The organism is Bacillus basilensis (assembly GCF_050630465.1).
Taxonomy (GTDB): domain Bacteria; phylum Bacillota; class Bacilli; order Bacillales; family Bacillaceae_G; genus Bacillus_A; species Bacillus_A basilensis.
On the sequence record NZ_JBNTQO010000004.1, the window covers coordinates 168,529 to 193,908 of the forward strand.

The following is a 25,380-nucleotide window of genomic DNA, read 5'->3' on the forward strand; positions in this document are numbered from 1 at the left end:
TTGTCATAATAATAGAAAAAGGAGATTGATAGTTTTGAATATTTTATCAAAGGATATGAAGCATGAAGAAATCACGAAAAGTGTCATTACAAACGAAAATAGTAAGCTTAATTATCGCTTTAATTTTATTTGTCGTTCTCCTATTAGCGGGAATATTTGTTTACATTCAGTCCGTTGATACGAAGCGCCAAGTGGAGCAGCTAGCACTGCAAACGGCGAAGTCGCTCTCTTTTATGCCAGCTATAAAAGAAGCTTTTCAAAATAACGAGCATAAAAATACCATTCAATCTATTGCGGAACAAGTTCGGGAGCAAGCTGGTGCAGATTATGTCATTGTAGAAGATCGCTCTGGGGTTATGTATTCCCATTCTAATTCTGAGTTGATTGGAACAAAGAGTAACAATCCATATAACTATGAAGCACTCACTTTTGGTGGTTATTATACGCTCGAAGGAAATGGTGTAAGTGGTCCGGCTTTAATGGCGAAGGCACCTATTATTGTTCATAACGGAGACTACGATCAAGTAGTAGGCGTTGTGACAGTAGAGTTTTTAATAAAAGGTATTGAATCTAACATATTGAGCAGAACGAAAGAAATTATACTCTTTTCCTTAGCGGTATTACTAGCCGGAATTGTTGGTGGCATTCTTTTAGCACGTAGCATTCGTAAAGATACACTCGGTTTAGAGCCGAATGAAATCGCAGCGTTATACCGGGAACGAAGCGCGATACTACTATCTATAAAAGAAGGGATTATCGCCATTGATCAAAATGGTTTTATTACGATGATGAACAGGTCGGCAGAAGAAATGCTACATGTAAATGATGATTATATGCAGCAGCACATTTCAAAAGTTTTACCAGATTTTAATATGGAAAGAGCGCTAGAAACCGATCAAGAAATCGCGTTTCAAGATAAAGTATTTATTTTAAACATGACACCAATACTCGAAAATGATAATACAGTAGGTATTGTATGTAGTTTTAGAGATAAAACAGAACTGCAAAACCTTGTGAACACAATATCTGAGGTAAGAAAGTATTCAGAGGACTTACGTGCTCAAACGCATGAATTTACAAATAAACTTTTCGTTTTATCAGGATTACTTCAGTTAGGACATTACAAAGAAGCAATTGAATTTATCCAACAAGAATCTAACATTCATCAAAGCCAAAACCATATTTTATTCCATCAAATTCATGATGCGAAAGTACAAGCTATTTTATTAGGAAAACTCGGAACAGCGTCTGAGAAGAAAATTGATTTTCATATTGAAGGAGATAGTGCACTTCATCCGTTACCAGACCATATAAAAGTGTCGCATCTTATTACGATCCTTGGAAACATAATCGATAATGCATTTGATGCGGTGAATGAACGAGAGGAAAAGAGTGTTTCCTTCTTTGTTACGGATATTGGGCACGATATTGTGTTTGAAGTGATAGATAGCGGGATAGGGATACCGGCAGAAAAAATAACGACCATTTTTCAAAAAGGATTTTCAACGAAAGGAACTGATCGTGGTTACGGACTAGCAAACGTGAAAGAAATGGTAGATCTACTAGAGGGAACAATTGAAATTCAAAACGAGAAAAATGGGGGAGTTATTTTTACAATTTACCTTCCGAAAACATTGAGAGAAAGTACATAACAAACAGGGGGATGGGCATATGTTGAAGGTTGCAATTGCAGAAGATGATTTCCGCGTCGCGCAAATTCAAGAGGAGTTTTTATTGAGAATAAAGGATGTAAAAGTGATCGGAAAAGCATTGAATGCAAAAGAAACGATGGAACTATTACAAAGAGAAGAAATCGATTTGCTTCTATTAGATAACTACTTACCAGATGGAATTGGTACAGACTTATTGCCGAAAATCCATGCTGACTTTCCAAACGTTGACGTCATTATGGTTACTGCGGCAAATGAAAACCATATGTTAGAAAAAGCAATTCGAAATGGTGTAAGCAACTACCTCATAAAACCGGTCACGTTAGAAAAATTTGTTCGCACAATTGAAGACTATAAAAGAAAGAAGCAATTATTACATAGTAACAATGAAGTAAATCAAGCGCTCATCGATAATTTTTTCGGTATTTCACAAACACAAAACATAAAAAACTTACCGACAGGTGTTGATCCGTTAACACTGCAAAAAGTGAAAGGCATTATAAAAGGGTTCGAAGCGGGCATTACAATAGAAGAAATGGGAGAACAAATGGGAGCCTCCAGAACAACCGCGAGAAGATACTTAGAATACTTAGTAGCGACAAACGAATGCACAGTAGAGTACACATACGGCATTATCGGACGACCAGAACGAAAGTACCGAATAGGACGAGGGCTATGAAAAAACGATTATTACTATGTATATGGATCATGACAGGAATAATAGCTGGTTGTTCCTCGGAAAAAAATCAAACGAATACAGTAAATATAGACAAAGTCGAAATCGTTGCGCCAAACGTTCAAGGAGCCGGATGGGACTTAACAGCACGGGCAATGCAAAAAACACTAACAGAAGAAAAAATCTTCACAAAACCAATCACAGTCACAAACAAAGTTGGTGGTAGCGGTGACGTCGGATGGAAATATACGAAACAAAAAGGCGGTCACGTACTGGCGATTAACTCAAGCTTACTCATAACGAACAACCTGCTAGGCCACAGTAAACTAACATATAAAGACTTCACACCGCTCGCGCTACTCGCATCGGACTGGGAAGTCGTAGTCGTATCAAAAGACTCAAACATAGAAAACGCAAATCAACTAATGGAACAACTAAAACAAGACAAGAAAAACTTTAAAATCGGCGTTGCCCCAGGCCTAGGAAACGACGATCACCTATCCTTCGTGCAAGTAAGCAAAGCCTTCGGCATAAATCCAGCCGAACTACAATTCTTCGTCTACGAAAACAAAGAAAAAATCATAAACGCCCTAACGAACAAACAAATTAATGCCGCAACCATGACACTATCTGAAGCCGAAAAACAATACAAAGTAGGCAAAATAAAAATATTAGCCGTATCCTCTGAAAAACGGTTAGACCGACTACCAGAAATTCCAACGTGGAAAGAACAAGGCATCGACGTTGTCTTCCAACACTGGAAAGGGATTATGGGCCCGAAAGATATGACGGAGGAAGAGGTTGCTTATTGGGATGGTGTGATTAAGAAGATGGTGGAGAGTGAGAGTTGGAAGGGGATTTTGAGGGAGCAGGGGTGGGAGAGTTTTTATAAGGGGAGTGGGGAGACTAGGGGGTTTTTGGAGGAGTGTGATTTTAGGTATGAGAAAATGGTGAAAAAAGAGGCGTAAGAGGGAAGTGTTCAATCGGGCTTTATTTTTGTAGTTACTTCTATATAATATAAAAGAGATGAGAGTGTTAGGCTAATTGCATTAAAAGGGCTAGATAGCGATAGATAAAATCTAGCTTACTGATTAAAAATATATTAGTCGTTAAAAGATATAAAAGGCATTTTTCAGTCTATAAAGTGTGGAAACATAAAGTATAGAGTTTCTGTGAGATTTAAGGAGGACATAATGAAGAAAAATATTTATGTTGTTGGAGCAGTAATTGTTCAAGATGAGAAAATTTTATGTGCACAAAGAGGACCATCTAAATCGCTACCTCTTATGTGGGAATTTCCAGGTGGGAAAATAGAAGAGGGAGAAACACCTCAAGAGGCGTTAAAGCGTGAAATTGATGAAGAAATGCATTGTAGCGTGCAGATTGGTGAGCAAATTGATTATACAGCCTATGAGTATGATTTTGGTATTGTTCATTTGAAAACTTTCTATTGTAAACTTGTTGAAGGAAGTCCGGTTCTAACTGAGCACGTAGCAATTAAATGGTTATATCCGAATGAACTAGCAGCTTTAGAATGGGCACCTGCGGATATCCCAACTATTGAGAAATTATCAAAAGAATCGATTGTAAAGTAATTTGATTAAAAACTATTCGTTTTATGCGGATAGTTTTTTTATTTTAATAAATTTGCACTTTAAATCAGTGAGTAATACAATTAGTATAAAAATTTGTCATAAATGGTGATCATATGGAGAATTTCATTCAAAAGTTAGAAGGGTCTTTATATAAAGGATTTATTAATCAAAAACATAATCATCCTGGAATATATAAGCCTAAATTATTAGTAAACAATACGAAGAAAAATGAAAATGTTTTAAGCTCATTGCTGGAAGAGCTTGAAAATAGTACAGCCTTTATTTTCTCGGTGGCTTTTATTACGGAAAGTGGGCTAGCGACTTTAAAGTCACATTTCCTTGATCTTAAACAAAAAGGGGTTAAAGGACGTATATTAACATCTACATTCTTAAATTTTAATACACCAAAAGTGTTTAGAGAGTTAATGAAACTTGAAAATGTAGAAGTAAGATTAACAAACTTATCTGGTTTTCATTCAAAGGGATACATATTTGATAATAAAACACATTGTTCATTAATTGTCGGTAGTTCAAATCTGACTGCACATGCTTTGAAGGTAAATTATGAATGGAACGTCAAGTTAACATCGCATGAAGATGGAGAGATAGTACAGCATTTTAAAAATCAATTTGAAGAAGTCTGGGAACATTCTCAAATTTTAACTGAAGAGTTGATTGGAAATTACGAAACAATATATGAACAAGTTGCAGAAAATAAGTTACTAGATCGAGTTATAGAATTACCTGGTCAATATCATAATGCAATTGAAGAAGCATTGAAAATTACTCCAAATAAAATGCAACAAGCTGCGTTAAAAGAAATACAAGCTATTCGAGACGCTGGAAAAGAAAAAGGATTAGTTATCTCTGCAACAGGAACGGGGAAGACATATCTTTCAGCATTTGATGTTAGAAATTTTGCACCTAAACGGATGCTATTTATTGTTCACCGAGAGCAAATATTAAATAAAGCAAAATCAGATTTTCAAAAGGTTCTTGGCGGAGCCGATGAGGACTTTGGAGTTTTATCAGGATCAAATAAGCAAGTGCATGCTAAATATTTATTTGCGACGATCCAAACTATTTCAAAAGAGGACACTTTACAACAATTTGATCCTGAGCTATTCGATTATATTTTAATAGATGAAGTTCATAAAGCGGGTGCTAGTTCTTATCATAGAGTTATTGATTATTTTAAACCAAAATTTTTAATGGGAATGACTGCTACGCCTGAACGTACAGACAATTTTAATATTTATGAGCTATTTGATTACAATATTGCTTATGAAATTCGATTGCAAGAAGCACTTGAAGAAGATATGCTTTGTCCTTTTCATTATTTTGGAGTTACTGATTTTGAATATAATGGTGAAAAGATAGATGACACTACTGCTTTATCTAAACTTGTTACGGAAGAGCGAGTGGATCATGTAGTTGAAAAAGTAAAATACTATGGTTATTCTGGTGAGAAAGTAACAGGATTAATGTTTTGCAGCCGAAAAGATGAGGCAGAACAATTATCATATGCCTTAAATAATAGAGGTTTTCGCACATTTGCATTAACCGGCGATCATTCCCAAGAGGAAAGAGAACTGCGGGTGAATCAATTAGAAAATGGCATACTGGATTATATTTTAACAGTAGATATTTTTAATGAAGGAATTGATATTCCGAGTGTGAATCAAGTTGTCATGTTAAGACAAACTCAATCAAGTATTATCTTCATACAGCAGCTGGGGCGTGGACTTCGAAAACACGATTCAAAAGATTTTGTTACGATCATTGATTTTATTGGAAATTATAAAAATAACTATTTAATTCCGATTGCTCTTTCAGGAGATAGATCACAAAATAAAGATAATATACGTAGATATACAAATGATACGAGTTATATTAAAGGTATTTCAACAGTTAACTTTGAAGAGATAGCGAAAAAGCAAATTTTTAAAGCGATTAATAATAGTAATTTAAAAGAAAAGAAAGTATTGAGGGAAGCTTTTGCTGAGTTGAAAAATAGAATAGGAAGAACTCCATATCTATATGACTTTATAGTAAACCATTCTATTGATCCAGTTGTACTTGCAGAAGGATATTCGAACTATTATCAGTTCTTATTGAAAATGAAAGAAGATGTCCCTACATTAACAGAGTACGAAAATAAAGTTTTAACGATGCTTTCATTGGAAGTACTAAATGGAAAACGTAAAAACGAAATCGTTTTGTTAGACTTATTATTAAAGCAAGAAAAAGTTGATAAGGATGAGTATATAAAACAACTTGAAGAATCTAATTGCTTAACAGATGATGATACGATTACGTCTGTGCAGCGGGTTTTTGAGTTATCGTTTTTCACACAGAATAACCAGAAAAAATATGGTGAAAAGCCAATTCTCGTACTGCAAGAAGATAATACGTACATGTTTAATGATCTAATCCGAGAAAGTTTAAAACAGAATGGATACTTTAAGTATATGGTAATGGACATCATTAAAAGTGCGAAAGAAAAGAACAAAAACTATGAGTGCGATAGTAACCTTACTATATATAAAAAATACTCAAGAAAAGATGCATGTAAACTTTTAAATTGGCACGTTGATGAGACTTCAACTATGTATGGCTATAAAACCAAATACTCTACTTGCCCAATATTTGTCACATATCATAAAAACGATGAGGTAGAATCGAGTGTGAACTATGGTGATGAATTCCTAAATCAAGATGTTTTGAAATGGTATACAAGAAGTAATAGAACATTAGAGTCAAAGGAAGTTCAACCAATTATTGATGCTAAAGAAAATAATATTGATGTTCATATTTTTGTGAAAAAAGATGATGACGAGGGAAGCGATTTTTACTATTTAGGAAAAGCGAAACCTGATAAAGCAAGTGTAGAACAAACTGAAATGCAAGATAAAAATGGAAAAGAACTACCGGTTGTTACGATGAATATGATTATGGAGAAATCGGTTGATAATAAGCTTTATGATTATTTAAAGGATGTTAATGTTTTGTAGGTAGATTGAATTTTTAATGCTTGTATAGCTCAAAAATGATTAGTGTGATAGTAGTATTAGTAGATAAGATAAGGCTGTATCAAAATGACATCGTAGTATGTTTTTGATACAGCCTTATTTATTGGATTAAAATGTATGGTTTAAGTAGCTATCCCATGTAAACAGAAAGAAAAGAATTAAATCTTATATGGTATAATTAGAGCATTAAAACCCTAATCCTGGAGGAATTCAAATGCCAATCTACAACAAATTAGTAAGAGATCGCATACCAGAAATTATTGAGAATAACGGAAAGACATTCACAACTAGAATACTAAATAAAAAAGAATATATAGAAGAAGTGAGCAAGAAAACACAAGAGGAGCTAGCTGAGTATTTAGGGGCTGAAAGTAAAGAGCATAAAGTAGAGGAATTAGCTGATTTATTAGAGTTAGTGAATGCATTAGCACAATATGAAGGCGTAACGTTAGAGGATGTTGAGCAAGTACGTAAACAGAAGGCAGAAAAGCGTGGTGGCTTTCAGGAGAGAATTTTTTTAGTTGAGGTACATGATGACTAATGTCCAGCTCGTTACGAATAATTTGATCCATAAGCTAGAGCGCTATATGGATGATGCAAAATCGATATATATTTTAACTTCGTTTGTTATGAAATCGGGGGTAGATGCCTTAGTCCCTCTTTTGCGGGCAGCAGCAGAAAAGAATATAGATATTAAGATTTGTACAGGAGATTATTTGTATATTACGCAACCAGATGCTTTAGAGAAATTGTATGACATTCATCCTGATATTGAGATTCGACTGTGGAGGAGTGCAGGGAAATCATTTCATCCGAAGGCTTATTTATTTGAGCGTGAGAGCGACGGAGTTATGATTGTTGGTTCTTCTAATATGTCTCGTTCCGCGTTAACAAGTGGTGTGGAATGGAGCTTGCTTGTGAAAGAGAGTGTTGGAGAGGAAGCTTTTTCAGAGGCGATTGATCAATTTTTACATATTCATATGAATGAAGCAACGCAGCCTATCAATATAGAAACAATTAAACAATATCGTAAAGAGTATGAAGAATTTCATACAACTCATTCGAATTTAGTCCGAACTTGGACAAAGCAAGAAGAGATTGAAATGATGATTCCCTCGGGACAAGAGGATTATACTGCGAGATCAGGAGTAGAAATGGAATTAGAGGAATCAGCTGTATATGAAACAAAGATTACACCACGCTTTGCCCAATTACCTGCATTGGAACAATTAGAGAATGTACTGGAAGAAGGATACAACAAAGCGATGGTTGTCATGGCAACAGGACTTGGTAAAACGTATTTAGCTGCTTTTTTTGCAAAACGTTTTAAGCGAGTTTTATTTATTGCGCATTTAGAAGAAATATTAAATCAGGCAGAAAAATCTTTTCTACGTGTAATCGATAATAAGGCTACGGGGATTTATAATGGGAAGAAAAAAGAAGGCGAGAAGGATGTTGTTTTTGCTTCTATTCAAACGTTGAGTAGAAAGCGTTACTTAGAAAACTTTTCACCTAATGATTTTGACCTTATTATTGTAGACGAGTTACACCATGCTGCAGCTAACAGTTATCAAAGAGTGCTAGATTATTTTAACCCTGACTTTTTATTGGGAATAACGGCAACACCAGATCGAAATGATTTTCGTGATATTTATTCGATTTGTGATGGGAATGTTGCATATCGAATTGATTTTATGGAAGCGATTCAGCGTGGATGGTTATCTCCGTTTCATTATTATGGAGTATATGATGATACCGATTACTCACAAATACGTTGGATAGGCAATAAGTATGATCGTGAGGAACTTGTGCAAATTCAGTTAAGAGAGGAACTTGCCTTAAATATTTTAGAAGCTTGGAAGAAATATAAGAAAACTAGAACAATTGTCTTTTGCTCTAGTATTAGGCAAGCAGTCTTTTTGTCTACATATTTTAATGAGAACGGTTATAGTACAATTTCACTCCATTCGGAAACAAAACATATTTCGAGAGAAGATGCGATTAAACAGCTGGATAATAATGAACTAGATGCTATTTTCACAGTAGATTTATTTAACGAAGGTGTTGATATCCCATCTGTCGATACACTTTTATTTGTTCGCCCAACAGAATCATTAACAATTTTTACGCAACAAATTGGTCGTGGTTTACGATTGCATGAGGATAAGGAGTATTGTGTTGTAATTGATTTAATTGCAAATTATCGAAATGCAGATATAAAAATGCAAATGCTTCGAGTTGATGATGGAAAGACGAAAGGAAATGGTACACAAAATATATTGCCAGATGGATGTACAGTAGAATTTGAATTAGAAGCAAAGCAGTTATTAGATGAATTACTGAAAAAGAAAATGCCGAGAAAAGAAAAATTGCAACATAGCTATCAAACTGTAAAAATGGATCTTGGACGTCGACCTACATATTTAGAATTACATAAACTTGGTATAGAAGAGAGTAAAGAATATCGCCAAGAGTTTAAATCATATGTTGGCTTTTTAGCATGGAATGATGAATTAACAGAACTTGAAAAAACAGTGTTTTTACATTGTGAAGCGTGGTTGCAAGAAGTTGAAAAAACAGGAATGGCAAAAAGTTATAAAATGCTACTATTGTTAGCGATGTTACAACGCGGAAAAGAGGAATGGTACCATCCTATCTCACCACAAGAAGTTGCATCATTCTTCCATCAGTTTTTAATGGAACAAGAATACCGCAAGCGAATAGATTTTAGTGACAAGCAAGCACAACGTATGTGGGAATATGATGAAGAAAAAGTTAGTAAACTAATCGCCACAATGCCAATGACAAAATGGAGTGGTAGTTCGAAAGGTTTACTATCATTTGATGGAAATGTATTTTCTCTAAATATGGATGTTAGAAAAGAAGATGAAGAGATTTTATTTGAATGGACGAAGGAGATATGTGAATATCGTCTTCATACATATTTTGAAAGGAGGACAGCAACGCTGAAATAAGTGTTGCTGTTTTTGAATTGAAATTCCCCTTGCACCTCCCCAAACGTCACCCCCTAACCTAAAGAAGACAAATCAAAAAGGGGGGACCAAACCACTCATGAAAACCACCACAAAAGAAAAAAGAAACACCATCATCATGCTACTACTCTCAGCCGTAATAGGAATCTTTTTACCACTACTCATGTACATCACGCTGGCACGTAAAAATGAGGTGTACAAATATCATTGCCGAAAGGCGTTCAATTTTCATTTGTTAATTTTTCTTCTATTTAATATTAGTTCGCGTATTAGTGATGTTTTGTTTTGGATCGTATTTGTCTTTGAGGTTGTCCAAGTGATCATTGTTGCGTGGAAAGTAATAAGAGATGAGCCATATCGTTATTTCATTCGAATTCCGTTATTTAAAGAAGATAAGTATGTAGTGGAAGGAGAATAGGTGATGAAACAAGAAGTGGAAATAAGGGGAAAGCGACTTTGGGTTATGATTGCTGTGTTGTTTATTGCGATTTATATCGTTTTACGAAGACGAAAGTATGAGCACTTTTATGATGGTATTAGTGAGTATGAACATCGTTATAGAGGGAGTGTTCCTTTTGGATTGCTTGTTGTAGGTTTGTTTCAATATTGTTGGCAGAATGAGATGAGTTTTTCTCATATGCTTCAGTATGTGAAAGAGAAGTTATCGGAGTAGGTGATGATATGGCGTGGATGATTAGTGAGTTTGCAGGTGTTGGGGATGTTACGGTGCGGACGCTTCGTTATTATGACAAAATTAATTTATTAAAGCCGAGTGATTATACTGAAGGCGGGCATCGGTTATATACGAAAGATGATTTGTATGTGTTACAGCAAATTCAATCGTTTAAGCATCTTGGTTTTTCGCTTGGGGAGATTCAAAATATTATATTGCAGCGTGATATAGAGGCTGAAGATTTTTTAAGAAAAATGCATTTTCAAAGAGAAGTGCTTCTGGCAGAGGAAGAAAGAATTACGAAGGTACTTTCGCATATGGATGAGATGACGAAGAAGTTTCAAAAGGAAGAACGAGTAGATGTTGCTTTGTTTTCATCTTTTCTGCAAACTTTTATATGGGAGAAAGAAAATAAGGAATGGTTAGAGGAACACTTTTCAACGGATAGTGTTCGAGCGTTTTATAATAATAAGGAACTAAAAGAAAAGTTTGATCAGCGTTTTATGAATGTGATAGGGACGTTGAAAAAGTATAAGGAAGAAGAGAAGGATCCTAGTCATCATGACGTTCAAGTTACCTTGGAGGAGTTTTTCAACTTAATCGAAGAGGTAACGAATTATCTTGATACGCCTCAAAGTGATATAGAGGATATAATCAAAAATCCCATTGGACGAATTTCCCGTTCCTTTTATGAGTGAGGAAGAACAGTATATAAAAGAAGCAATGAATAAAATATAGCCTGTAAGTAGACAGTTTCCCCATTAGTAATAAAATAGGGAAGCTGTCTTTCTATTTTATTAAGACTAAAAACTATTTCCGATAGCATGCTTTATTCTTTTTTCATTGAGTATCATCGTAATATAAATTCTTCTGTTTATTTCCTTTATAAGTATTTTTACAGGTAGTTCATTTGATGAATTTCAAATTATATTATCTGACAAATCAATTAAATAATTTAATGTTGAAAAAAATATTAAAACATGGGAATATATAGTTTGTATGAAATTAATTGTAATTAAATTGAGAAATGAGAGGGCTAAGCGATTTGAATACTTTATTTGCATTATTATTTTTTGTATGCTTAATAGCATTAATTATTGGGATTATTAAACCTCAATTAGTAGTTAGATGGGGATCAGAAGAAAAAAGAAATAGAAAAAGTGTATTAAAGTTCTATGGAATAGGCGTAATAGCAATGTTTATTTTATTTGGTGTAACTTCTGAGGATACGAAAAAGACAGAAGAAGCAAAAACTGAGGCTAAGCCAGCTAAAGCTGAGCAGAAGAAAGAGTTAACAGCAGAGGAAAAAGCAGCAGCAGAACAAGCAGCGGCAGAGAAAGCAGCGGCAGAGAAGGCAGCAGCGGAGAAGGCAGCAGCAGAGAAAGCGGCAGCAGAACAAGTAGCGGCAGAGAAAGCAGCAGCGGAGAAAGCGGCGAAAGAGGAAGAAGAGCGAATTGGATATGAAACAGGAATTACATATGATCAATTAGCTAGAACACCGGATGATTTTAAAGGAAAGAAAGCTAAATTTACAGGAAAAGTTCTTCAAGTAATGGAAGGGCAAGGTGAGACGCAATTAAGAGTAGCCGTTAATGGGGATTACGATAAAGTATTATATGTTGCTTATAAAAGCGATATTTTAAATTCAAGAGTGTTAGAAAAAGACAATGTTACTGTTAAGGGAAAATCAGCAGGTATCTTTACTTATAAATCTACTATGGGTGGCGAAATTAGTATCCCAGCAATGTTAGTAGAAAAGATTGATATTAATTAATAAGAAACAATGAAGCAGTTTAACAACTAGTTAAACTGCTTTTCCATTATAATAGAAGAAAAACCAAACGGAGGAAAATCCCATGCCAACCCACAACAAACTAATCCGAAACAAAATCCCACAAATAATAAAATCCAACGGAAAAACACTCACAACAAGAATCCTATCCCAAGACGAATACATAAAAGAAATCTGCAAGAAAACACAAGAAGAACTAATGGAATACATCGAAGCAAAAACAAAACCCGATAAACTCGAAGAACTATCCGACCTACTAGAACTAATAAACGCCCTAGCCGAACACGAAGGCACAACACTAGAAGAAATCAACAACATCCGAAAAAAGAAAGCAGAAGAACGAGGTGGCTTTTCAGATCGTGTATTTCTAATCGAAGTAACCGATAACTAACCCCTCCTAAGCCCCTTACAAGCCCCTACCAAGTAATAAATCACTAAGAAAAAACATAACAAAACAAAAACACCAACAAACACCGTAGTAGGAGTCGAAAAAAATTTTGAAATAACACGCCAAAACCCCAGCCCTCCTTCCTATATATAGTACAAAGAGGAAATTTTCATTTTTGAATTAGGACGGGAGGAATTGGGATGGCGGTGTATCGTAATGTGCAGGTGAATTTTTGGCAGGATGATTTTGTTTTGGATTTGACGCCGGAGGAGCGGTATTTTTATGTGTATTTGTTGACTTGTTCGAAGACGACGCAGTGTGGGATTTTTCCTTTTCCGAAGCGGTTAGCTGAGATGGAGACGGGTTATAATCGGGAGACTGTTGATAAGCTTGTGCAGCGCTTTGTTGATTATGGGAAGATTCTTTATGATGCGGATACGCGGGAGTTATTCGTTTTGAATTGGCTTCGTTATAATCCTGTGACGAATACGAATGTGGAGAAGTGTGTGCTTCGTGAGCTTAAGGGTGTGAAGAATAAGGAGTTTGTACATATGTTTCTTCAGAAGTGCGTAGAGGAGGAGCTGAATGTTCCGATGCTTTTAGCACATTTCGGTATGCCAAGTGATTTGGCTATGGATGATGTTGAGCCAGTTTGCGAGGAGACAGAGGAAGAAGAGGTTGTAGAGGAAGAAACGGGAAGTCGCGTGTTTTCTTTTTATGAGCAACATTTTGGTAGTTTGTCTCCGTTTGCGGTAGAGGAACTGAGTGCATGGATGGAAGATTTGTCAGAGGAGCTTGTGCTAAAGGCTCTTCAAATTGCGTATGAGAACAATAAGCGGACAATTGCTTATGTGAAGGGGATTTTGCGTGGGTGGCACGGGAAAGGGTTTACGAAAGTGTGTGAGGTTGAGGCGGATACGGCTAAGTTTCGGAAGAAGGAGTCGTCTGTTAGTACGGGGGAGACGGAGGAGTTTTTGGCGAGGTGTGAGGAGTGGGAGAAGAATGCGCCATCTGAGGAAGAGTTGCAGCGCTTTTTAGCGGAACGCGGGTGGCGGCCATGAGTATTCAAAATGTGGAGGCGGAGAAGACGGTGTTAGGTTCTCTATTAATTGATGGAGAGCTTATTAAGGAGTGCCGTTTGACGGAGCAGTATTTTTCTATGCCAGTACATAAGTCTATATTTCAGTTAATGCGAAAAATGGAAGGCGAGGGGCAACCGATTGATCTTGTGACATTCATTTCTAGGGTAGATCCGAAGTTTTTAGAGGGGATCGGGGGAATGGAGTATTTTATAGGGTTAATGGATGGTGTGCCTACAACTAGCAACTTCTCGTATTATGAGGGGCTTGTTCGAGGTGCCTGGAAAATGTATCAGGCGGGTGTTCTCGGGCACAAGATGGGAGAGCGCCTTATTGCGGAGAAGAGTGAGAAAGTTATCGGTGAGACGATTACGGCACTTTGTGAGTTAGAGGAGAAAGACTCTGTATGTGAATTTGATTTGAAGGATGCGTTAGTTGATTTGTATGAGGAGCTTCATCAAGATGTGAAAGAGATTACTGGTATTGAGACTGGTTATACATCGCTAAATAAAATGACGTGTGGATTGCAGGAAGGTGATTTTGTCGTTCTTGGTGCGCGTCCTTCTATGGGGAAGACTGCGTTTGCGCTAAATGTTGAACTGCATGCGGCAAAGTCTGGAGCGGCGGTTGGATTGTTTTCGTTAGAGATGAGTAGTAAGCAATTGTTAAAACGGATGGCGTCTTGTGTAGGTGAAGTGTCAGGGGGCAGACTGAAAAATCCGAAGCACCGTTTTACGATGGAAGACTGGGAAAGAGTGAGTAAGGCGTTTGCGGAGATTGGTGAGTTGCCACTTGAGATTTACGACAATGCAGGCATTACTGTGCAAGATATTTGGATGCAAACTCGTAAGTTAAAGAGGAAGCATGGTGATAAAAAGATTTTAATTATTGTAGATTACTTGCAGCTTATTATGGGCGATTCAAAGCATAAGGGTAATCGATTTCAAGAGATTAGTGAGATTTCGCGTAAGCTTAAGTTATTGGCACGTGAATTAAATGTTTGTGTAGTAGCATTATCGCAATTGTCTCGTTCTGTAGAGTCACGACAAGATAAGCGCCCTCTTTTATCTGACCTAAGAGAGACAGGACAAATTGAGCAAGATGCGGATGTCATTATGCTTATGTATCGCGAAGATTATTACGATAAGGAAACGAAGCAGAAAGAGATGACGGAGATTCATGTGGCGAAGCATCGGAATGGGCCAGTGGGGAGTTTTAATCTGAGGTTTTTGAAGGAGTATGGGCGGTTTGTGGAGGGGAAATAGTGAAAAGATTGGAGTATCACTTTGCAAATAAAATAAAGCATAAGTGTTCCATTTTATCCACTTATGCTTTATTTTTTGATTCTTTCAATATGTTTCTTATTTTCCCATAAAGAAGGATTTTCTCTCTTTAGTAATCCATTGCTCCAAGTCATCTTGGCTACGTCGGACAAGTCGATTTACTAAAACATCATGCCATACATAATCCTCTAATAGGTATATATGAACGGGGTCATCTGTATAAAAAGCAACATTGCGCTCTTCAAGTGATGGTCCATAAATCATTTCTTTAGAATCTATCGATAAAATAAACCAATGTTCTGTAGAGAGGGTTTCTGTATAAGCTGTTATACGGTGGGCTTCTAGATTTTTAATGGGATTTTCAACATGCAGGGTAATACCTTGTATTGTAACCTTATCAGCTACCTCAGCTAGATCCTCTTTTAACGCTTCATACATTTCATCCCACATCGAAATGACAATACGTTGTTCTGCTTTTTTTATTAATGTCTGACAATAGCTAATGATTGTTTGATTGTCTTTTAAAGTAATCACTCGATTATCCGTTTTTTCCTCGGAAGTTTCTAGTTTTTTTAATGAATCACTAATTCCTTCATAAGTAGACTGCCATTCTGATTGAGCCTTCTGTAAAAAGATTTCAACAGGTAGAGGTGAATAGCGAGTGGTGTCATTTATTTCTTCCTTCATGACAATGCCTTTTTCTACAAGGTTACCCAAAATCTCATAAATTCGCGCTCTTGGGACACCTGAATCTTTACTCACTTGGTAGGCTGTGACAGGCCCCTGTTTAACAAGAGATACATAAGATTTAGCTTCATATTCATTAAAACCAATTTTTTTAAGCTGTTGCACTATGTAGTCCACTTTTTTCGTCCTCCGATGTTTGCTTTTATATTTTAACGTTACAATAACTCTTTACATTTAGCAAATTGGTAGTTACTATTACAATAGTGACTAAAGGGGAGGCTACTAATATGGATTTTTATTTAGACCCATCTGTCTTAATTATTTTGATTATCTTTGGGTTTGTAGCTGCATTTATTGATTCAGTTGTAGGTGGTGGAGGACTCATTGCCTTACCAGCCTTATTATTTACAGGATTGAATCCAGCAAGTGCAGTAGCCACGAATAAACTAGCATCGACAATGGGAAGTGCAACTAGTAATATTGTGTTTTATCGTTCTGGTAATCTTGATTTGAAATCGGCGTTTAAATTATTTCCAATCACTTTCATAGGTTCCATAATAGGGGCATGGACCGTTCATTTAATGAACCCAGAAGTACTGAAGCCATTAATGCTGATCATGCTTGGTGTGGTCGCTATTTATACGATATTCAAGAAGGATTGGGGAAGTATTTCCACTCATAAAAAATTGTCTGGTCGACACGTCATTATTTTCACCTTTTTTATTTTTGTTATTGGTTTTTATGATGGATTTCTAGGTCCTGGTACAGGTTCATTTTTAATGTTTTCTCTTTTATTTATTGGGTATGATTTTTTAAAAGCAGCAGGTACTGCGAAGTTTCTTAATTTAGGAAGTAACGTTGGTGCATTGTTCATGTTTATGTATGTAGGGCAAGTAAACTATGCGTATGGCTTCATAATGGGGATTGCTCAAATTGCTGGAGGAATCGTCGGATCCAAATTTGCTATAAAAAAAGGCAGCGGGTATGTTCGCGCCCTTTTCATTACAGTAACTTGTTTATTGTTAGCAAAAAATTTGTATGACTATATTCAGTAAGTAATCAAAGAACGTAGAAAAGGTCAAATATGCAGATTATATAAAATATAAGAAGACACTAGGGGGAAATTCCTTTTAACATTTTTTAGATGCTATCTTATTCGAAGATAGCATCTAAAAAAGTCTCATTAAATAAGAAAATTTACGTGAAGAGAATGAAAATAATACAGACTCATATTTTCTAGGGTATGTTTATTGATCATAGTGAAATGTTTACTCTATATTCTTCTTTTAACTAGGCCTCAACAAACTCTTAAAATCCACCTCAGCAATTAACATACTCAACAGTATAAGCGTAGCGTCTAAATACCCTTTCCCGTTAAGTGTTTCACCTGTGAAAACAAAAGCAAAGCCTGCAGAAAAGACAGGTTCTAATGAAAAAATAAGGCCTGTAGGTGTAGTGTATTGCTTTGCAAAATATGCTTGGCCATGAGTCCGTAGTGCTAGAAATTTTCAACGTATTTTTTGCGGAAGCAACTTCTAGATAAGGACAACTAAAAACCCACTCCGCGCCGTAGGAAGCAGAAGGATGGGGTTCGTAAAAACAAATAACATATAATGACCACCACCCTATACGGTAGCACAGTTAGGGAAGAGATGTTAGCGCATCTCTTCTTTTTATTATATGCCATTTATTCGCTGCCACATTTATATCGTATTCTACTGAAAACATATCATGTTCCTATCTGTAGTCCTACTCTTTTTCAAACTGAAAAATATCCCGATTAATAAGTTGGTGGAGATACCTATCCATTTCAGCAGCAGAAACTTTTCTTTCATTTTTAAACCACCATGCGCTTAATGAGGTGATTGCCCCTGAATAAAATTCAATGATTAAATCATTTGACATCGTATGATTTTTACATAGTTGATTTAGCGCTTCTATTTCTTGTTTTCTCGTTTCGTGACTTAAATACTGTGTCCGGCTAATAAATTGTTCATCAGACATTTGCGTCTCTAATATTTTACCGATTTCTTCATGATGTAGGAATTGTTCCATTACTTGAAATGGTTTACTTAATCGATCTGAAACCGGTATTTCAGCAATCATCTTGCCATATCGTTTAAATCCAAATGCTAATAAAGCATCTTTATCTTCAAAGTGTTTATAAAAGGTTGTTCTGTGTACCATCGCACGGTCACATATTTGATTGATCGTGATAGTACTATATTTCTGTTTTGATTGCGTCATTAATTCAAATAAGGAATCCCATAGTAATTTATGTGTACGTCTAATACGTAAATCAAGCTGTTTTTCACTATCGTTCATCTACAATTCTCCTTTTTTGTAGATTAAGTATACAATGGCGGAAAATTGATTCTCCCTTTTTAATCTACATATGTATATTATATTACATGTGTTTGGGTTTATATAAAGCTTTTTAATTAAGAAACAGGAGGAGAATCTGTAAATGAATATGACAACTAAGAGCCCTGCAAGTGGCAAAGTTGATACTTCTAATATGAAACATACCCCCATTTTAATTGCATTACTTTTAGGGGCAATGGTTGCATTATTAAACGAAACGTTACTTGGTAATGCGTTAACGGTATTAATGAAAGAATTTGGCGTAACAGCTTCAACGATTCAATGGCTTTCTACAGCTTACATGTTGGTAGTTGGGGTTTTAGTCCCAATTACAGCGTTACTTCAGCAATGGCTCACAACGAGACAAATGTTTTTGATCGCAATGGTAACATTTTTAGTTGGTACATTAATTGCGGGATTCGCACCGACATTTTCCGTTTTATTAGTCGGCCGTATCGTCCAAGCTATAGCGACGGGCTTAATTTCACCGTTATTAATGAATACGATTTTAATCATCTGTCCGCCTGAAAAACGTGGTGCCACAATGGGATTAATCGCACTTGTGATGATGTCTGCTCCGGCAATTGGTCCTACATTATCTGGAGTAATCGTCGATTCACTCAATTGGCGCTGGTTATTCTACATTGTTATTCCTATCGTGATCATTTCAATTATGATTGGGATGAAATACATTCAAAATGTTTCAGAGTTAACAAGGCCAAAAGTAGATTATCCATCTATCCTTTTATCAACGTTAGGATTTGGCGGGCTTGTGTATAGCTTTAGTGCATCAGGTGATTTAGGGTGGTCTGATCCAAAAGTGTATGGTGCTTTAATTGTTGGGCTTATCTCATTATGTATTTTTATCGTGCGACAATTAAAAATCGATAATCCAATTTTAGAATTACGCGCATTTAAAGTTCCGATGTTTACATTATCAGTTGGATTAATTGTCATTGTGATGATGTCGTTATTTTCAACGATGACTTTATTACCGATGTTCCTGCAAACAGTTTTACTCGTTACAGCTTTTAAATCAGGAATTATCATGCTTCCAGGAAGTATTATTAGCGCCATAATGGGACCAATCGCAGGTAAACTATTTGATAAATTTAGTCCGAAAGTTATTATCGTTCCTGGTATTATTTTAGTGGGGATTGCAATGTTCTTATTTAAAAGCATTACTCCTGATACATCAATGGTACAAATTATTGTTATGCATAGCGTATTAATGGTTGGACTCATGTTTGTCATGACAGCACAAACATACGGCTTAAATCAATTAACACCAGATCTATATCCGCACGGAACAGCGTTGTTTAATACGTTACAGCAAGTAGCTGGCGCAATTGGTACGGCTATCTTTATTTCAAAAATGTCTTCAGGAACAACTCAGTATATGGAAAGCTCCGCAAATCCAATGGACCCAGTAGAGAAGTTAAACGGTTTAACGTCAGGGTTCCAAGGTGCATTTGCACTTGGATTAATCTTTATCATCATTGCTTTTATTGTATCGTTGTTCTTAAAAGAAGAGAAAAAGGGAGTAGAAGTAAAGGGGATTTTACAGAACGAAAATTAAGGTCTATATAAAAAGACATCTTTACGATTAAAGATGTCTTTTTATATTTCTTTCGTAATAATAGTTCAAACAGCTGAGGGAAATGTGGTGTATGTATTGTCTGTTTTTTAGTAAGAAGAACTATTGAGAATAACGATGCAAAGCCTTACTAATAACTAAAAGTCCAATAATGAGGGAAAGTGTTCTTATAATAAATTCTGCAACTAATAAGTCACCCATCGTTTTAGTGACATCATACATAGTCCCTGTAATGAGAATAGGTGCGATCATAATGATAATTCCAATTACTATTTGAAGAAGTAAATTCACGTTTTTACTCAAGGTAATCACCTCCAAAAAATAGTAAATACAAAATATGGAATTTTTTATTATACATTTATTATACTGTATCGAATTAAGATTATGGTAATGTTTCTAAAATAAAAAAGAGGTGTCACATAGTTATAAGGTGACACCTCTTTTTAGCTAGTAGAAATTAAAGATGCTTCAATGACAGTTCGATTTTCAGCGTCTGTTATGCAATGTTTGTTAATCCTACATTTCCTCCGTAACATCATACCGAAGCAACTGCTCTTGATCATAAAATCTCTCAAAAATAAGCCCCATAATATAGAAGAATACTAGACCGAAGCAAATATGAATGAGTGTAAAAGTAACTCCAAATGAAGAAAATTCATACACGAGAATTGGCAATTTCGCAGTTGTCCAAACGCCTAAGAAAAATACGATGTACCGAATGCTGGCACCTTTTTTTAAGAGTAGTGCTGCGATTGGAAAGGCGACGTAGAGGGGACCAGCTGCAATGCCTCCTAATAATAGAGAAAACAAGATACCATAGATGCCTGATTTTTCGCCCATATATTTCATGAGCGTTTCTTTTTTCACCCATTGATCAAGTAATCCTACAAATATTAGGACAGGAGGGAGGAGAAACAACATATCTAAAATGCTATTCCTTGTTAGCTGTAATGCAGTCCATCCTAAAGATTGATTTATAAAAGTCAATACAAAGAGTCCCAGTAATAAAATGAAAAAGAAGCGATATCTTTTTAGTTCTTTCATACCATCACCACCCAAATAATATAGGAGAATAGGAGTGACATGAGTAATGCAGATGCATTACGTGCGTAAGCAAAGCTTCGTCCGAATATCTTTTGTTCCATGGGCAAGGTTGTAATTCCTACTGACATGAGTGTAGACATAAGTGCCGCAACTTGAGGAAGGCCTGCACCGTGTTGTACCAACGTATTACCAAGTGGGAATACGACGAAGCTTGGAATAAGTGCAACGGAGCCAAGTATTGCTGAATAAATAATACCGATGAATCCAGATTGCTCCCCAATAATAGAAGAGATGAAAGACGGCGTTAATATAGAAAGCGATAAGCCGACGAAAAGCAGGATGGAGAGCATCGCAGGGAGAAGGTTGCGAAACATTTTCCACGACTTCATTAGAGCATCTTTCGTTTTCGTACGATCTTTCATAAAAGAAAGCCCCGTAAGGATAATGGCTAAAGGGTAAAGGATCACGCCGTTAATCATGATCGGATTCCTTTAAGTCTTTATATTTGTCTAAGAAGAAGGATAAGTTCTTCATTTTTTCTTCAATATCCATTTGAAAATCTGCCAGTTGTTCCTTTCCAGCAGGCGTGATTTTGTACATCTTTCTCGGTTTGTCTTGATGATCTGTGCTTACGTAAGATTCAATTGCACATTCGTTTTCTAATTTCTTTAGCGTACGATATAAAATGGCGCTATCGATTGGATTGACGGGAAGTTCTTCCTCGCACTTTTGCAATAATTGCCCGCCATAGTTATCTCCTTCAGCTAGAAATAACAAAAGAAATGCGCCCGTATGTCTTCCTGTATGTTTCATGGATATACCTCCTAGAATGAATTAGAATATATACTGTTAATGACAGTATACTGTCGTTAACAGTATAAGGTGTATGAAGTGTTATGTCAATTTTAAAAATGTGCAATTTTTCGGAGGAAAAATACAATTGGTTTATTGTAATTATTTTCTAATTTTGTTGAGTGACAAATTAAAAGCATGCGGTTTTCTCGTGCCAATGTTTATTGAGTGCCTCGGCTGAAATGCAAGTACCGGTGGCTTCATTTAATTTTGTGCAAAGATTAACTGAAGACTCAGAACTGATTGTTTATCCTACAAATACACAGAATGATACAAGATTCTGTGCCTGAAATTTTCGTTGAATCATACATGTTTAATACGCAAATTCCTCGACTGGTGTGTCACTGTTTATAGCCATAAATTAAAACACCCTTTCATACAGTACTGCATGAAAAGGTGTCCTAATTTCGTTATTTAATTCATTTTCTTAAGTTGATGGCTATACTGTTATGAGTGCCTACAGTGTTAGTTTTTAAGCTCTAAATTTTTAGAATGAGACATGGAACTTATATGATATTTTTCTCCACTATATTCTACATCTGCAGAAAAGGTTTTACTCTCATCATCTTTTATATGACCGTTTATAAAAACGGTTTGAAAATCACTTGGGGCAAATTTATGTCCTGTAATGACTACTTCTAAATTCTCTTTTTCTTTGAAATATTTAATAGTTACTTCTTCGGCTTTTTTTACTATTTTTTGTTCTTCTTGTTTCTTATCATCATTCATGTTACACCCTCCTAAAATGATTAATATAAAAATAATACTCAAACTGGAAAAGATTTTTTTCAATTCAATTCCCTCCATTAATGGTATCCTATATTTAGAATATATTAAATCTTCTGGGAGGGGAAATGTTTTGAGCAAAAATGATGAAGTTTTAGATTCGAGTTATTATCAAATGGCCAGAGCTGCTTATAAGAGTGATAAAGACTTAGAAGGAGTTTTTAGTGTTAAAGACCCTGAAGGAAAAACTATGCAATTATGGGATAGAGGAAAAACTTTTCATGATAAACAAACAGGAATGGATGCTGTAGTGTTTGAACGGGTAGTAGATGGAAAAACACAAGTAATGGTATCTTTCCGTGGTACAGAAGGAGGTGAAATTTTTGAAAAGGATTCTTTGAAACCTGGAGAAGGGATGAAGGATGCGTTAACAGATGGTAAGTTTTTTATTAGGAGAGACGGTGTTCATGATCCAGCACCAGCCCCAAAGGCAGGAGAAAGAGGGGAAGATCCAAGACGATATTGGAACGAAGAGAACGGACAATGGGAATATCACAGTCAATTTGAACAGGCTGAAAAAGTAATGAAACAAGTCAAAGAAGATTATAAGGAAAAAGATCTAGAATTATATGTTACAGGTCATTCTTTAGGCGGTGCTTTATCTGAGTATGTTGCAGCGTTTGATGAGAGTATAAGGTGTTTGACATGGAATGCACCGAGTGCGAAACACTTACTTCCTCCAGAGTTACAGGAACGAGCTAATAACGGGGAATTTACAGGTAGGATTGTTACAATTGTTCATGGATCAGATACTATTGGGTATGGTCCCTTTGGTCCTTATGATGGACATATTGGTTCTACATATGCTGTTACACCACCCGCTTCAAAAGAAGCAAGTTCTAAATTACCATTAGAACTAAGGATAGCGTTTGAAGCGAATCGATTTTTAGATTCTATAAAAGATAAACCTGGATACCATTATCAAAATGATAAATATTTCCCGATGGGAAAGGATGGTAATTTGGCAAGCCCATATCTTTTGAATGTAGATACAGGTGAAAGAGTATATGATTCACCCGGTAAGTTATTAGGTAGCGGAGAAATTCGTGTAGTTGTAGAGAACCTAGAACAAGCTGTAAGAGATATGAAGCGAAATGCACAAGAATTTCAAGATAAGGTACCGAGATTAATTTCAAATATGATGGCTTTATTAGAAACAGCTGAAAGTAAACGTTTAGAAGCCAAGATAACCGATATACGTGCCCATGTAGAACATTTAAGTTTTTGGTATATACGTACAGCAACGGAAATCTCTGATTTTATTGAGAAGAAAGCTGATGATTATAAAAAGACAGATGAAAATTATTAAGGGGATAGTATTATGCCACGAATTTATATAAATGAGGAAGCTTTAAACCAAGCCTTACAGCAATTTGAGAATATGATTCAAGATTTAAATCATAACAAAAGTGTAGTAAGTAATGTTCATAACTTACTTCTATCAAGTTGGTCGCAACTTGGAGTGGGAAAGAAGGCAATTAGTGATTTAGAAGTCTTCAGGAAAGATATTGGTACAAAGATGGAAGAATTAAAGTCTGACAAACAAGAATTAAAAAGTGCGATTGACTTATTTAAGGCATTGGATCAAAGTTATGATTATATGGGACCTAAATATTAAAAAACACTCGCTAGGAGTGTTTTTTAATATTTAAATCTATACTTTGTGGAATTGATTGAGCTATTAGATCAAAAAAGAGACGCTGTAATTAATGTTTCTTTACAATAAGTGTACTCTTACAGTTTAAGCATACTATTTCTTTTTGTTTGAATCCAAGGTGCTGCCTATTACAAGTTGGGAAAATAATACCAACAGAGGTTAAACGTAATGTATTATATTCATGACTCTAAAAACCCGTTGTTTAAGAGGAATTCATATAAGGGAGACGTAGTAATCAGTTCATAGGGCATTAACGAATTATATATGTAAATTGATTGCAGCTAGAGGGGAAATTAATTATTATAAGTAAAAAAAAGACACTCTCAAGAGTGCCTTCCTTTAGCAGCCGAATCCGCCGCCCCAACAGCTAGCCCCAACGATGATTAATAAAATAAAGAGTACAACAAGTAAAGCGAATCCGCCGCCGAAACCGCAGCCTCCACCACAAGTACCGCCATAGCCCATATTAACTCCTCCTTCCATAAAGACCATTTAATAATGGATTTAATTTACTTTATGTTTTTCCGGATAAACTTGAGCAGGTCCTTTTAAAAAATAAAAGGTGCTTAGATTTTAAAAGAGTTGACGACCTTATTTTTGTCACCGGTATTATGCTGATGACATATTGTATTTTATTCTGTGTATTGGGGGAAGGAGGATCTTTATGGCCAATTCTGAAATGATTTTACGATTACTTACGGATTTAAAGATTGAACAGCAAGCCTTAAAAGAGCAGTTGGAAAAAATACAAACAGCTGTGAATACTCTTGAAGAAAAATCAGCGATTGTGGAAGAAAAACCAACGACTATTGAAGAAAAACCAGCTGTTGCTGCTGCAAAGCAAAGAGCTCATTCTGGACGCCCAACATCTTTTCGTGCTTGGAGAGCATCAACTCAAAAAAATTCATAAAAATATAAGAAAAGAAGACATCTAGTAAGATGTCTTCTTTTGCTTGTACAATCCAAATGTGTTAAGAAGATATATCCATATTGCTTTAAAAATAAGAAGAAAATAACGATTGTCGACTCCTTTTTTAGTATAGCATGTAATAATGAAATTTTTCCATGTAATATTGCATATATATAGATTATGCAATTTTTATGTTATATATTTTAGTTGTCTGTTATTTGTTTTAATTCATTTACTTATATTATTTTTTGAGCGCCCCAGTGATGGGGCCTTTTTTTATAATTGTTTTAAAGCGGAAACCC

26 protein-coding genes and 2 pseudogenes are annotated in these 25,380 nt (G+C 35.7%); 19 read left to right on the top strand and 9 right to left on the bottom strand.

Features of this window, described 5'->3' with window-relative positions; translation table 11 throughout:
* The first annotated feature begins 62 nt into the window (after positions 1-62).
* The 14 genes and pseudogenes from ACQVV1_RS10155 to dnaB all read left to right on the top strand — a co-directional run bounded on the left by ACQVV1_RS10155 (position 63) and on the right by dnaB (position 15,163).
* Positions 63-1,652, top strand: coding sequence for an ATP-binding protein (locus tag ACQVV1_RS10155; RefSeq protein ID WP_431168825.1), 1,590 nt, complete (start codon positions 63-65; stop codon positions 1,650-1,652).
* A 19-nt stretch (positions 1,653-1,671) separates the two neighbouring features.
* On the top strand, positions 1,672-2,349 hold the full coding sequence (locus ACQVV1_RS10160; RefSeq protein ID WP_242256676.1) for a response regulator: 678 nt from the start codon (positions 1,672-1,674) through the stop codon (positions 2,347-2,349).
* Positions 2,346-3,314 carry a tripartite tricarboxylate transporter substrate binding protein gene (locus ACQVV1_RS10165; RefSeq protein WP_242256674.1) on the top strand — a complete coding sequence of 323 codons (969 nt, stop codon included), beginning with the start codon at positions 2,346-2,348 and terminating at the stop codon, positions 3,312-3,314. The genes ACQVV1_RS10160 and ACQVV1_RS10165 overlap by 4 nt, the downstream gene beginning before the upstream one ends.
* 225 nt (positions 3,315-3,539) lie before the next feature.
* On the top strand, positions 3,540-3,941 hold the full coding sequence (locus ACQVV1_RS10170) for a (deoxy)nucleoside triphosphate pyrophosphohydrolase (protein ID WP_000739608.1): 402 nt from the start codon (positions 3,540-3,542) through the stop codon (positions 3,939-3,941).
* A gap of 113 nt (positions 3,942-4,054) precedes the next feature.
* On the top strand, positions 4,055-6,955 hold the full coding sequence (locus ACQVV1_RS10175; protein WP_336376807.1) for a DEAD/DEAH box helicase: 2,901 nt from the start codon (positions 4,055-4,057) through the stop codon (positions 6,953-6,955).
* Between the two features lie 232 nt (positions 6,956-7,187).
* Positions 7,188-7,514: a nucleoside triphosphate pyrophosphohydrolase gene (locus ACQVV1_RS10180; protein ID WP_242256670.1), complete on the top strand. Its 327-nt coding sequence runs from the start codon at positions 7,188-7,190 to the stop codon at positions 7,512-7,514.
* Positions 7,507-9,948, top strand: coding sequence for a DEAD/DEAH box helicase family protein (locus tag ACQVV1_RS10185; protein ID WP_242256692.1), 2,442 nt, complete (start codon positions 7,507-7,509; stop codon positions 9,946-9,948). Before ACQVV1_RS10180 ends, ACQVV1_RS10185 begins: the two co-directional genes overlap by 8 nt.
* Before the next feature lie 97 nt (positions 9,949-10,045).
* Positions 10,046-10,384 (top strand): DUF4870 domain-containing protein, encoded by a 339-nt coding sequence (locus tag ACQVV1_RS10190; protein WP_242256668.1) that lies wholly within the window; start codon positions 10,046-10,048, stop codon positions 10,382-10,384.
* A gap of 3 nt (positions 10,385-10,387) precedes the next feature.
* Entirely contained in the window at positions 10,388-10,639 is a 252-nt protein-coding gene (locus ACQVV1_RS10195) for a hypothetical protein (RefSeq protein WP_242256666.1), read from the top strand.
* An 8-nt stretch (positions 10,640-10,647) separates the two neighbouring features.
* Positions 10,648-11,377, top strand: a pseudogene (locus tag ACQVV1_RS10200) (MerR family transcriptional regulator).
* A 307-nt stretch (positions 11,378-11,684) separates the two neighbouring features.
* Positions 11,685-12,413, top strand: a complete 729-nt coding sequence (locus ACQVV1_RS10205) for a hypothetical protein (RefSeq protein ID WP_242256664.1) — start codon at positions 11,685-11,687, stop codon at positions 12,411-12,413.
* Positions 12,414-12,495: 82 nt separating this feature from the next.
* Entirely contained in the window at positions 12,496-12,822 is a 327-nt protein-coding gene (locus ACQVV1_RS10210; protein WP_431168826.1) for a nucleoside triphosphate pyrophosphohydrolase, read from the top strand.
* A gap of 197 nt (positions 12,823-13,019) precedes the next feature.
* Entirely contained in the window at positions 13,020-13,880 is an 861-nt protein-coding gene (locus ACQVV1_RS10215; RefSeq protein ID WP_242256661.1) for a DnaD domain-containing protein, read from the top strand.
* The gene (gene dnaB / locus ACQVV1_RS10220) at positions 13,877-15,163 is read left to right on the top strand and encodes a replicative DNA helicase (protein ID WP_431168827.1); all 1,287 of its coding nucleotides are present in this window, start codon (positions 13,877-13,879) and stop codon (positions 15,161-15,163) included. Before ACQVV1_RS10215 ends, dnaB begins: the two co-directional genes overlap by 4 nt.
* A gap of 96 nt (positions 15,164-15,259) precedes the next feature.
* Here the strand turns inward: dnaB and ACQVV1_RS10225 are convergent, their stop codons facing one another.
* The gene (locus ACQVV1_RS10225; RefSeq protein ID WP_242256658.1) at positions 15,260-16,045 is read right to left on the bottom strand and encodes a TrmB family transcriptional regulator; all 786 of its coding nucleotides are present in this window, start codon (positions 16,043-16,045) and stop codon (positions 15,260-15,262) included.
* A 110-nt stretch (positions 16,046-16,155) separates the two neighbouring features.
* Between ACQVV1_RS10225 and ACQVV1_RS10230 the strand changes: the two genes are divergently transcribed.
* The gene (locus ACQVV1_RS10230) at positions 16,156-16,923 is read left to right on the top strand and encodes a TSUP family transporter (RefSeq protein WP_242256656.1); all 768 of its coding nucleotides are present in this window, start codon (positions 16,156-16,158) and stop codon (positions 16,921-16,923) included.
* 231 nt (positions 16,924-17,154) lie between these two features.
* On the opposite strand, the pseudogene ACQVV1_RS10235 reads toward ACQVV1_RS10230, so the two are convergent.
* Positions 17,155-17,337 (bottom strand): annotated as a pseudogene (locus ACQVV1_RS10235) (EamA/RhaT family transporter); the annotation flags it as partial.
* A gap of 280 nt (positions 17,338-17,617) precedes the next feature.
* Complete coding sequence (locus tag ACQVV1_RS10240; RefSeq protein ID WP_242256654.1) at positions 17,618-18,193, bottom strand: TetR/AcrR family transcriptional regulator; 576 nt, start codon at positions 18,191-18,193, stop codon at positions 17,618-17,620.
* Between the two features lie 142 nt (positions 18,194-18,335).
* Between ACQVV1_RS10240 and ACQVV1_RS10245 the strand changes: the two genes are divergently transcribed.
* Entirely contained in the window at positions 18,336-19,811 is a 1,476-nt protein-coding gene (locus ACQVV1_RS10245; RefSeq protein ID WP_431168828.1) for an MDR family MFS transporter, read from the top strand.
* Between the two features lie 120 nt (positions 19,812-19,931).
* On the opposite strand, the gene ACQVV1_RS10250 is transcribed toward ACQVV1_RS10245, so the two are convergent.
* From ACQVV1_RS10250 to ACQVV1_RS10270, 5 genes are all read right to left on the bottom strand, one after another.
* On the bottom strand, positions 19,932-20,132 hold the full coding sequence (locus tag ACQVV1_RS10250; RefSeq protein ID WP_242256693.1) for a hypothetical protein: 201 nt from the start codon (positions 20,130-20,132) through the stop codon (positions 19,932-19,934).
* A gap of 213 nt (positions 20,133-20,345) precedes the next feature.
* A complete protein-coding gene (locus ACQVV1_RS10255; RefSeq protein WP_242256648.1) occupies positions 20,346-20,873 on the bottom strand; it encodes a permease in 528 nt (175 codons plus the stop codon).
* Positions 20,870-21,352: a hypothetical protein gene (locus ACQVV1_RS10260; protein WP_431168829.1), complete on the bottom strand. Its 483-nt coding sequence runs from the start codon at positions 21,350-21,352 to the stop codon at positions 20,870-20,872. Before ACQVV1_RS10260 ends, ACQVV1_RS10255 begins: the two co-directional genes overlap by 4 nt.
* Positions 21,345-21,686, bottom strand: coding sequence for a PadR family transcriptional regulator (locus ACQVV1_RS10265; RefSeq protein WP_242256644.1), 342 nt, complete (start codon positions 21,684-21,686; stop codon positions 21,345-21,347). Before ACQVV1_RS10265 ends, ACQVV1_RS10260 begins: the two co-directional genes overlap by 8 nt.
* Positions 21,687-22,190: 504 nt before the next feature.
* On the bottom strand, positions 22,191-22,454 hold the full coding sequence (locus ACQVV1_RS10270; RefSeq protein WP_000997171.1) for a hypothetical protein: 264 nt from the start codon (positions 22,452-22,454) through the stop codon (positions 22,191-22,193).
* 130 nt (positions 22,455-22,584) lie between these two features.
* Here ACQVV1_RS10270 and ACQVV1_RS10275 point away from each other — a divergent pair, with 130 nt between their 5' ends.
* Together ACQVV1_RS10275 and ACQVV1_RS10280 are read left to right on the top strand one after the other, a co-directional pair.
* Positions 22,585-23,820, top strand: coding sequence for a lipase family protein (locus tag ACQVV1_RS10275; RefSeq protein ID WP_431168830.1), 1,236 nt, complete (start codon positions 22,585-22,587; stop codon positions 23,818-23,820).
* 12 nt (positions 23,821-23,832) lie between these two features.
* Positions 23,833-24,129: a hypothetical protein gene (locus ACQVV1_RS10280; protein ID WP_242256640.1), complete on the top strand. Its 297-nt coding sequence runs from the start codon at positions 23,833-23,835 to the stop codon at positions 24,127-24,129.
* A 378-nt stretch (positions 24,130-24,507) separates the two neighbouring features.
* On the opposite strand, the gene ACQVV1_RS10285 is transcribed toward ACQVV1_RS10280, so the two are convergent.
* Positions 24,508-24,633 (bottom strand): YjcZ family sporulation protein, encoded by a 126-nt coding sequence (locus ACQVV1_RS10285; RefSeq protein ID WP_000540385.1) that lies wholly within the window; start codon positions 24,631-24,633, stop codon positions 24,508-24,510.
* Between the two features lie 199 nt (positions 24,634-24,832).
* On the opposite strand from ACQVV1_RS10285, the gene ACQVV1_RS10290 reads away from it, so the two are divergent.
* Positions 24,833-25,078, top strand: a complete 246-nt coding sequence (locus ACQVV1_RS10290) for a hypothetical protein (RefSeq protein ID WP_060629775.1) — start codon at positions 24,833-24,835, stop codon at positions 25,076-25,078.
* Positions 25,079-25,380 lie beyond the last annotated feature (302 nt).

Excerpts from the sequence above, each read along its gene's own strand:
- ACQVV1_RS10155 (WP_431168825.1), top strand. The coding sequence starts at position 63 with ATGAAGAAATCACGAAAAGTGTCATTACAAACGAAAATAGTAAGCTTA.
- ACQVV1_RS10160 (WP_242256676.1), top strand. The coding sequence starts at position 1,672 with ATGTTGAAGGTTGCAATTGCAGAAGATGATTTCCGCGTCGCGCAAATT.
- ACQVV1_RS10165 (WP_242256674.1), top strand. The coding sequence starts at position 2,346 with ATGAAAAAACGATTATTACTATGTATATGGATCATGACAGGAATAATA.
- ACQVV1_RS10170 (WP_000739608.1), top strand. The coding sequence starts at position 3,540 with ATGAAGAAAAATATTTATGTTGTTGGAGCAGTAATTGTTCAAGATGAG.
- ACQVV1_RS10175 (WP_336376807.1), top strand. The coding sequence starts at position 4,055 with ATGGAGAATTTCATTCAAAAGTTAGAAGGGTCTTTATATAAAGGATTT.
- ACQVV1_RS10180 (WP_242256670.1), top strand. The coding sequence starts at position 7,188 with ATGCCAATCTACAACAAATTAGTAAGAGATCGCATACCAGAAATTATT.
- ACQVV1_RS10185 (WP_242256692.1), top strand. The coding sequence starts at position 7,507 with ATGACTAATGTCCAGCTCGTTACGAATAATTTGATCCATAAGCTAGAG.
- ACQVV1_RS10190 (WP_242256668.1), top strand. The coding sequence starts at position 10,046 with ATGAAAACCACCACAAAAGAAAAAAGAAACACCATCATCATGCTACTA.
- ACQVV1_RS10195 (WP_242256666.1), top strand. The coding sequence starts at position 10,388 with ATGAAACAAGAAGTGGAAATAAGGGGAAAGCGACTTTGGGTTATGATT.
- ACQVV1_RS10210 (WP_431168826.1), top strand. The coding sequence starts at position 12,496 with ATGCCAACCCACAACAAACTAATCCGAAACAAAATCCCACAAATAATA.
- ACQVV1_RS10215 (WP_242256661.1), top strand. The coding sequence starts at position 13,020 with ATGGCGGTGTATCGTAATGTGCAGGTGAATTTTTGGCAGGATGATTTT.
- dnaB (WP_431168827.1), top strand. The coding sequence starts at position 13,877 with ATGAGTATTCAAAATGTGGAGGCGGAGAAGACGGTGTTAGGTTCTCTA.
- ACQVV1_RS10230 (WP_242256656.1), top strand. The coding sequence starts at position 16,156 with ATGGATTTTTATTTAGACCCATCTGTCTTAATTATTTTGATTATCTTT.
- ACQVV1_RS10240 (WP_242256654.1), bottom strand. The coding sequence starts at position 18,193 with ATGAACGATAGTGAAAAACAGCTTGATTTACGTATTAGACGTACACAT.
- ACQVV1_RS10245 (WP_431168828.1), top strand. The coding sequence starts at position 18,336 with ATGAATATGACAACTAAGAGCCCTGCAAGTGGCAAAGTTGATACTTCT.
- ACQVV1_RS10255 (WP_242256648.1), bottom strand. The coding sequence starts at position 20,873 with ATGAAAGAACTAAAAAGATATCGCTTCTTTTTCATTTTATTACTGGGA.
- ACQVV1_RS10260 (WP_431168829.1), bottom strand. The coding sequence starts at position 21,352 with ATGATTAACGGCGTGATCCTTTACCCTTTAGCCATTATCCTTACGGGG.
- ACQVV1_RS10265 (WP_242256644.1), bottom strand. The coding sequence starts at position 21,686 with ATGAAACATACAGGAAGACATACGGGCGCATTTCTTTTGTTATTTCTA.
- ACQVV1_RS10270 (WP_000997171.1), bottom strand. The coding sequence starts at position 22,454 with ATGAATGATGATAAGAAACAAGAAGAACAAAAAATAGTAAAAAAAGCC.
- ACQVV1_RS10280 (WP_242256640.1), top strand. The coding sequence starts at position 23,833 with ATGCCACGAATTTATATAAATGAGGAAGCTTTAAACCAAGCCTTACAG.
- ACQVV1_RS10285 (WP_000540385.1), bottom strand. The coding sequence starts at position 24,633 with ATGGGCTATGGCGGTACTTGTGGTGGAGGCTGCGGTTTCGGCGGCGGA.
- ACQVV1_RS10290 (WP_060629775.1), top strand. The coding sequence starts at position 24,833 with ATGGCCAATTCTGAAATGATTTTACGATTACTTACGGATTTAAAGATT.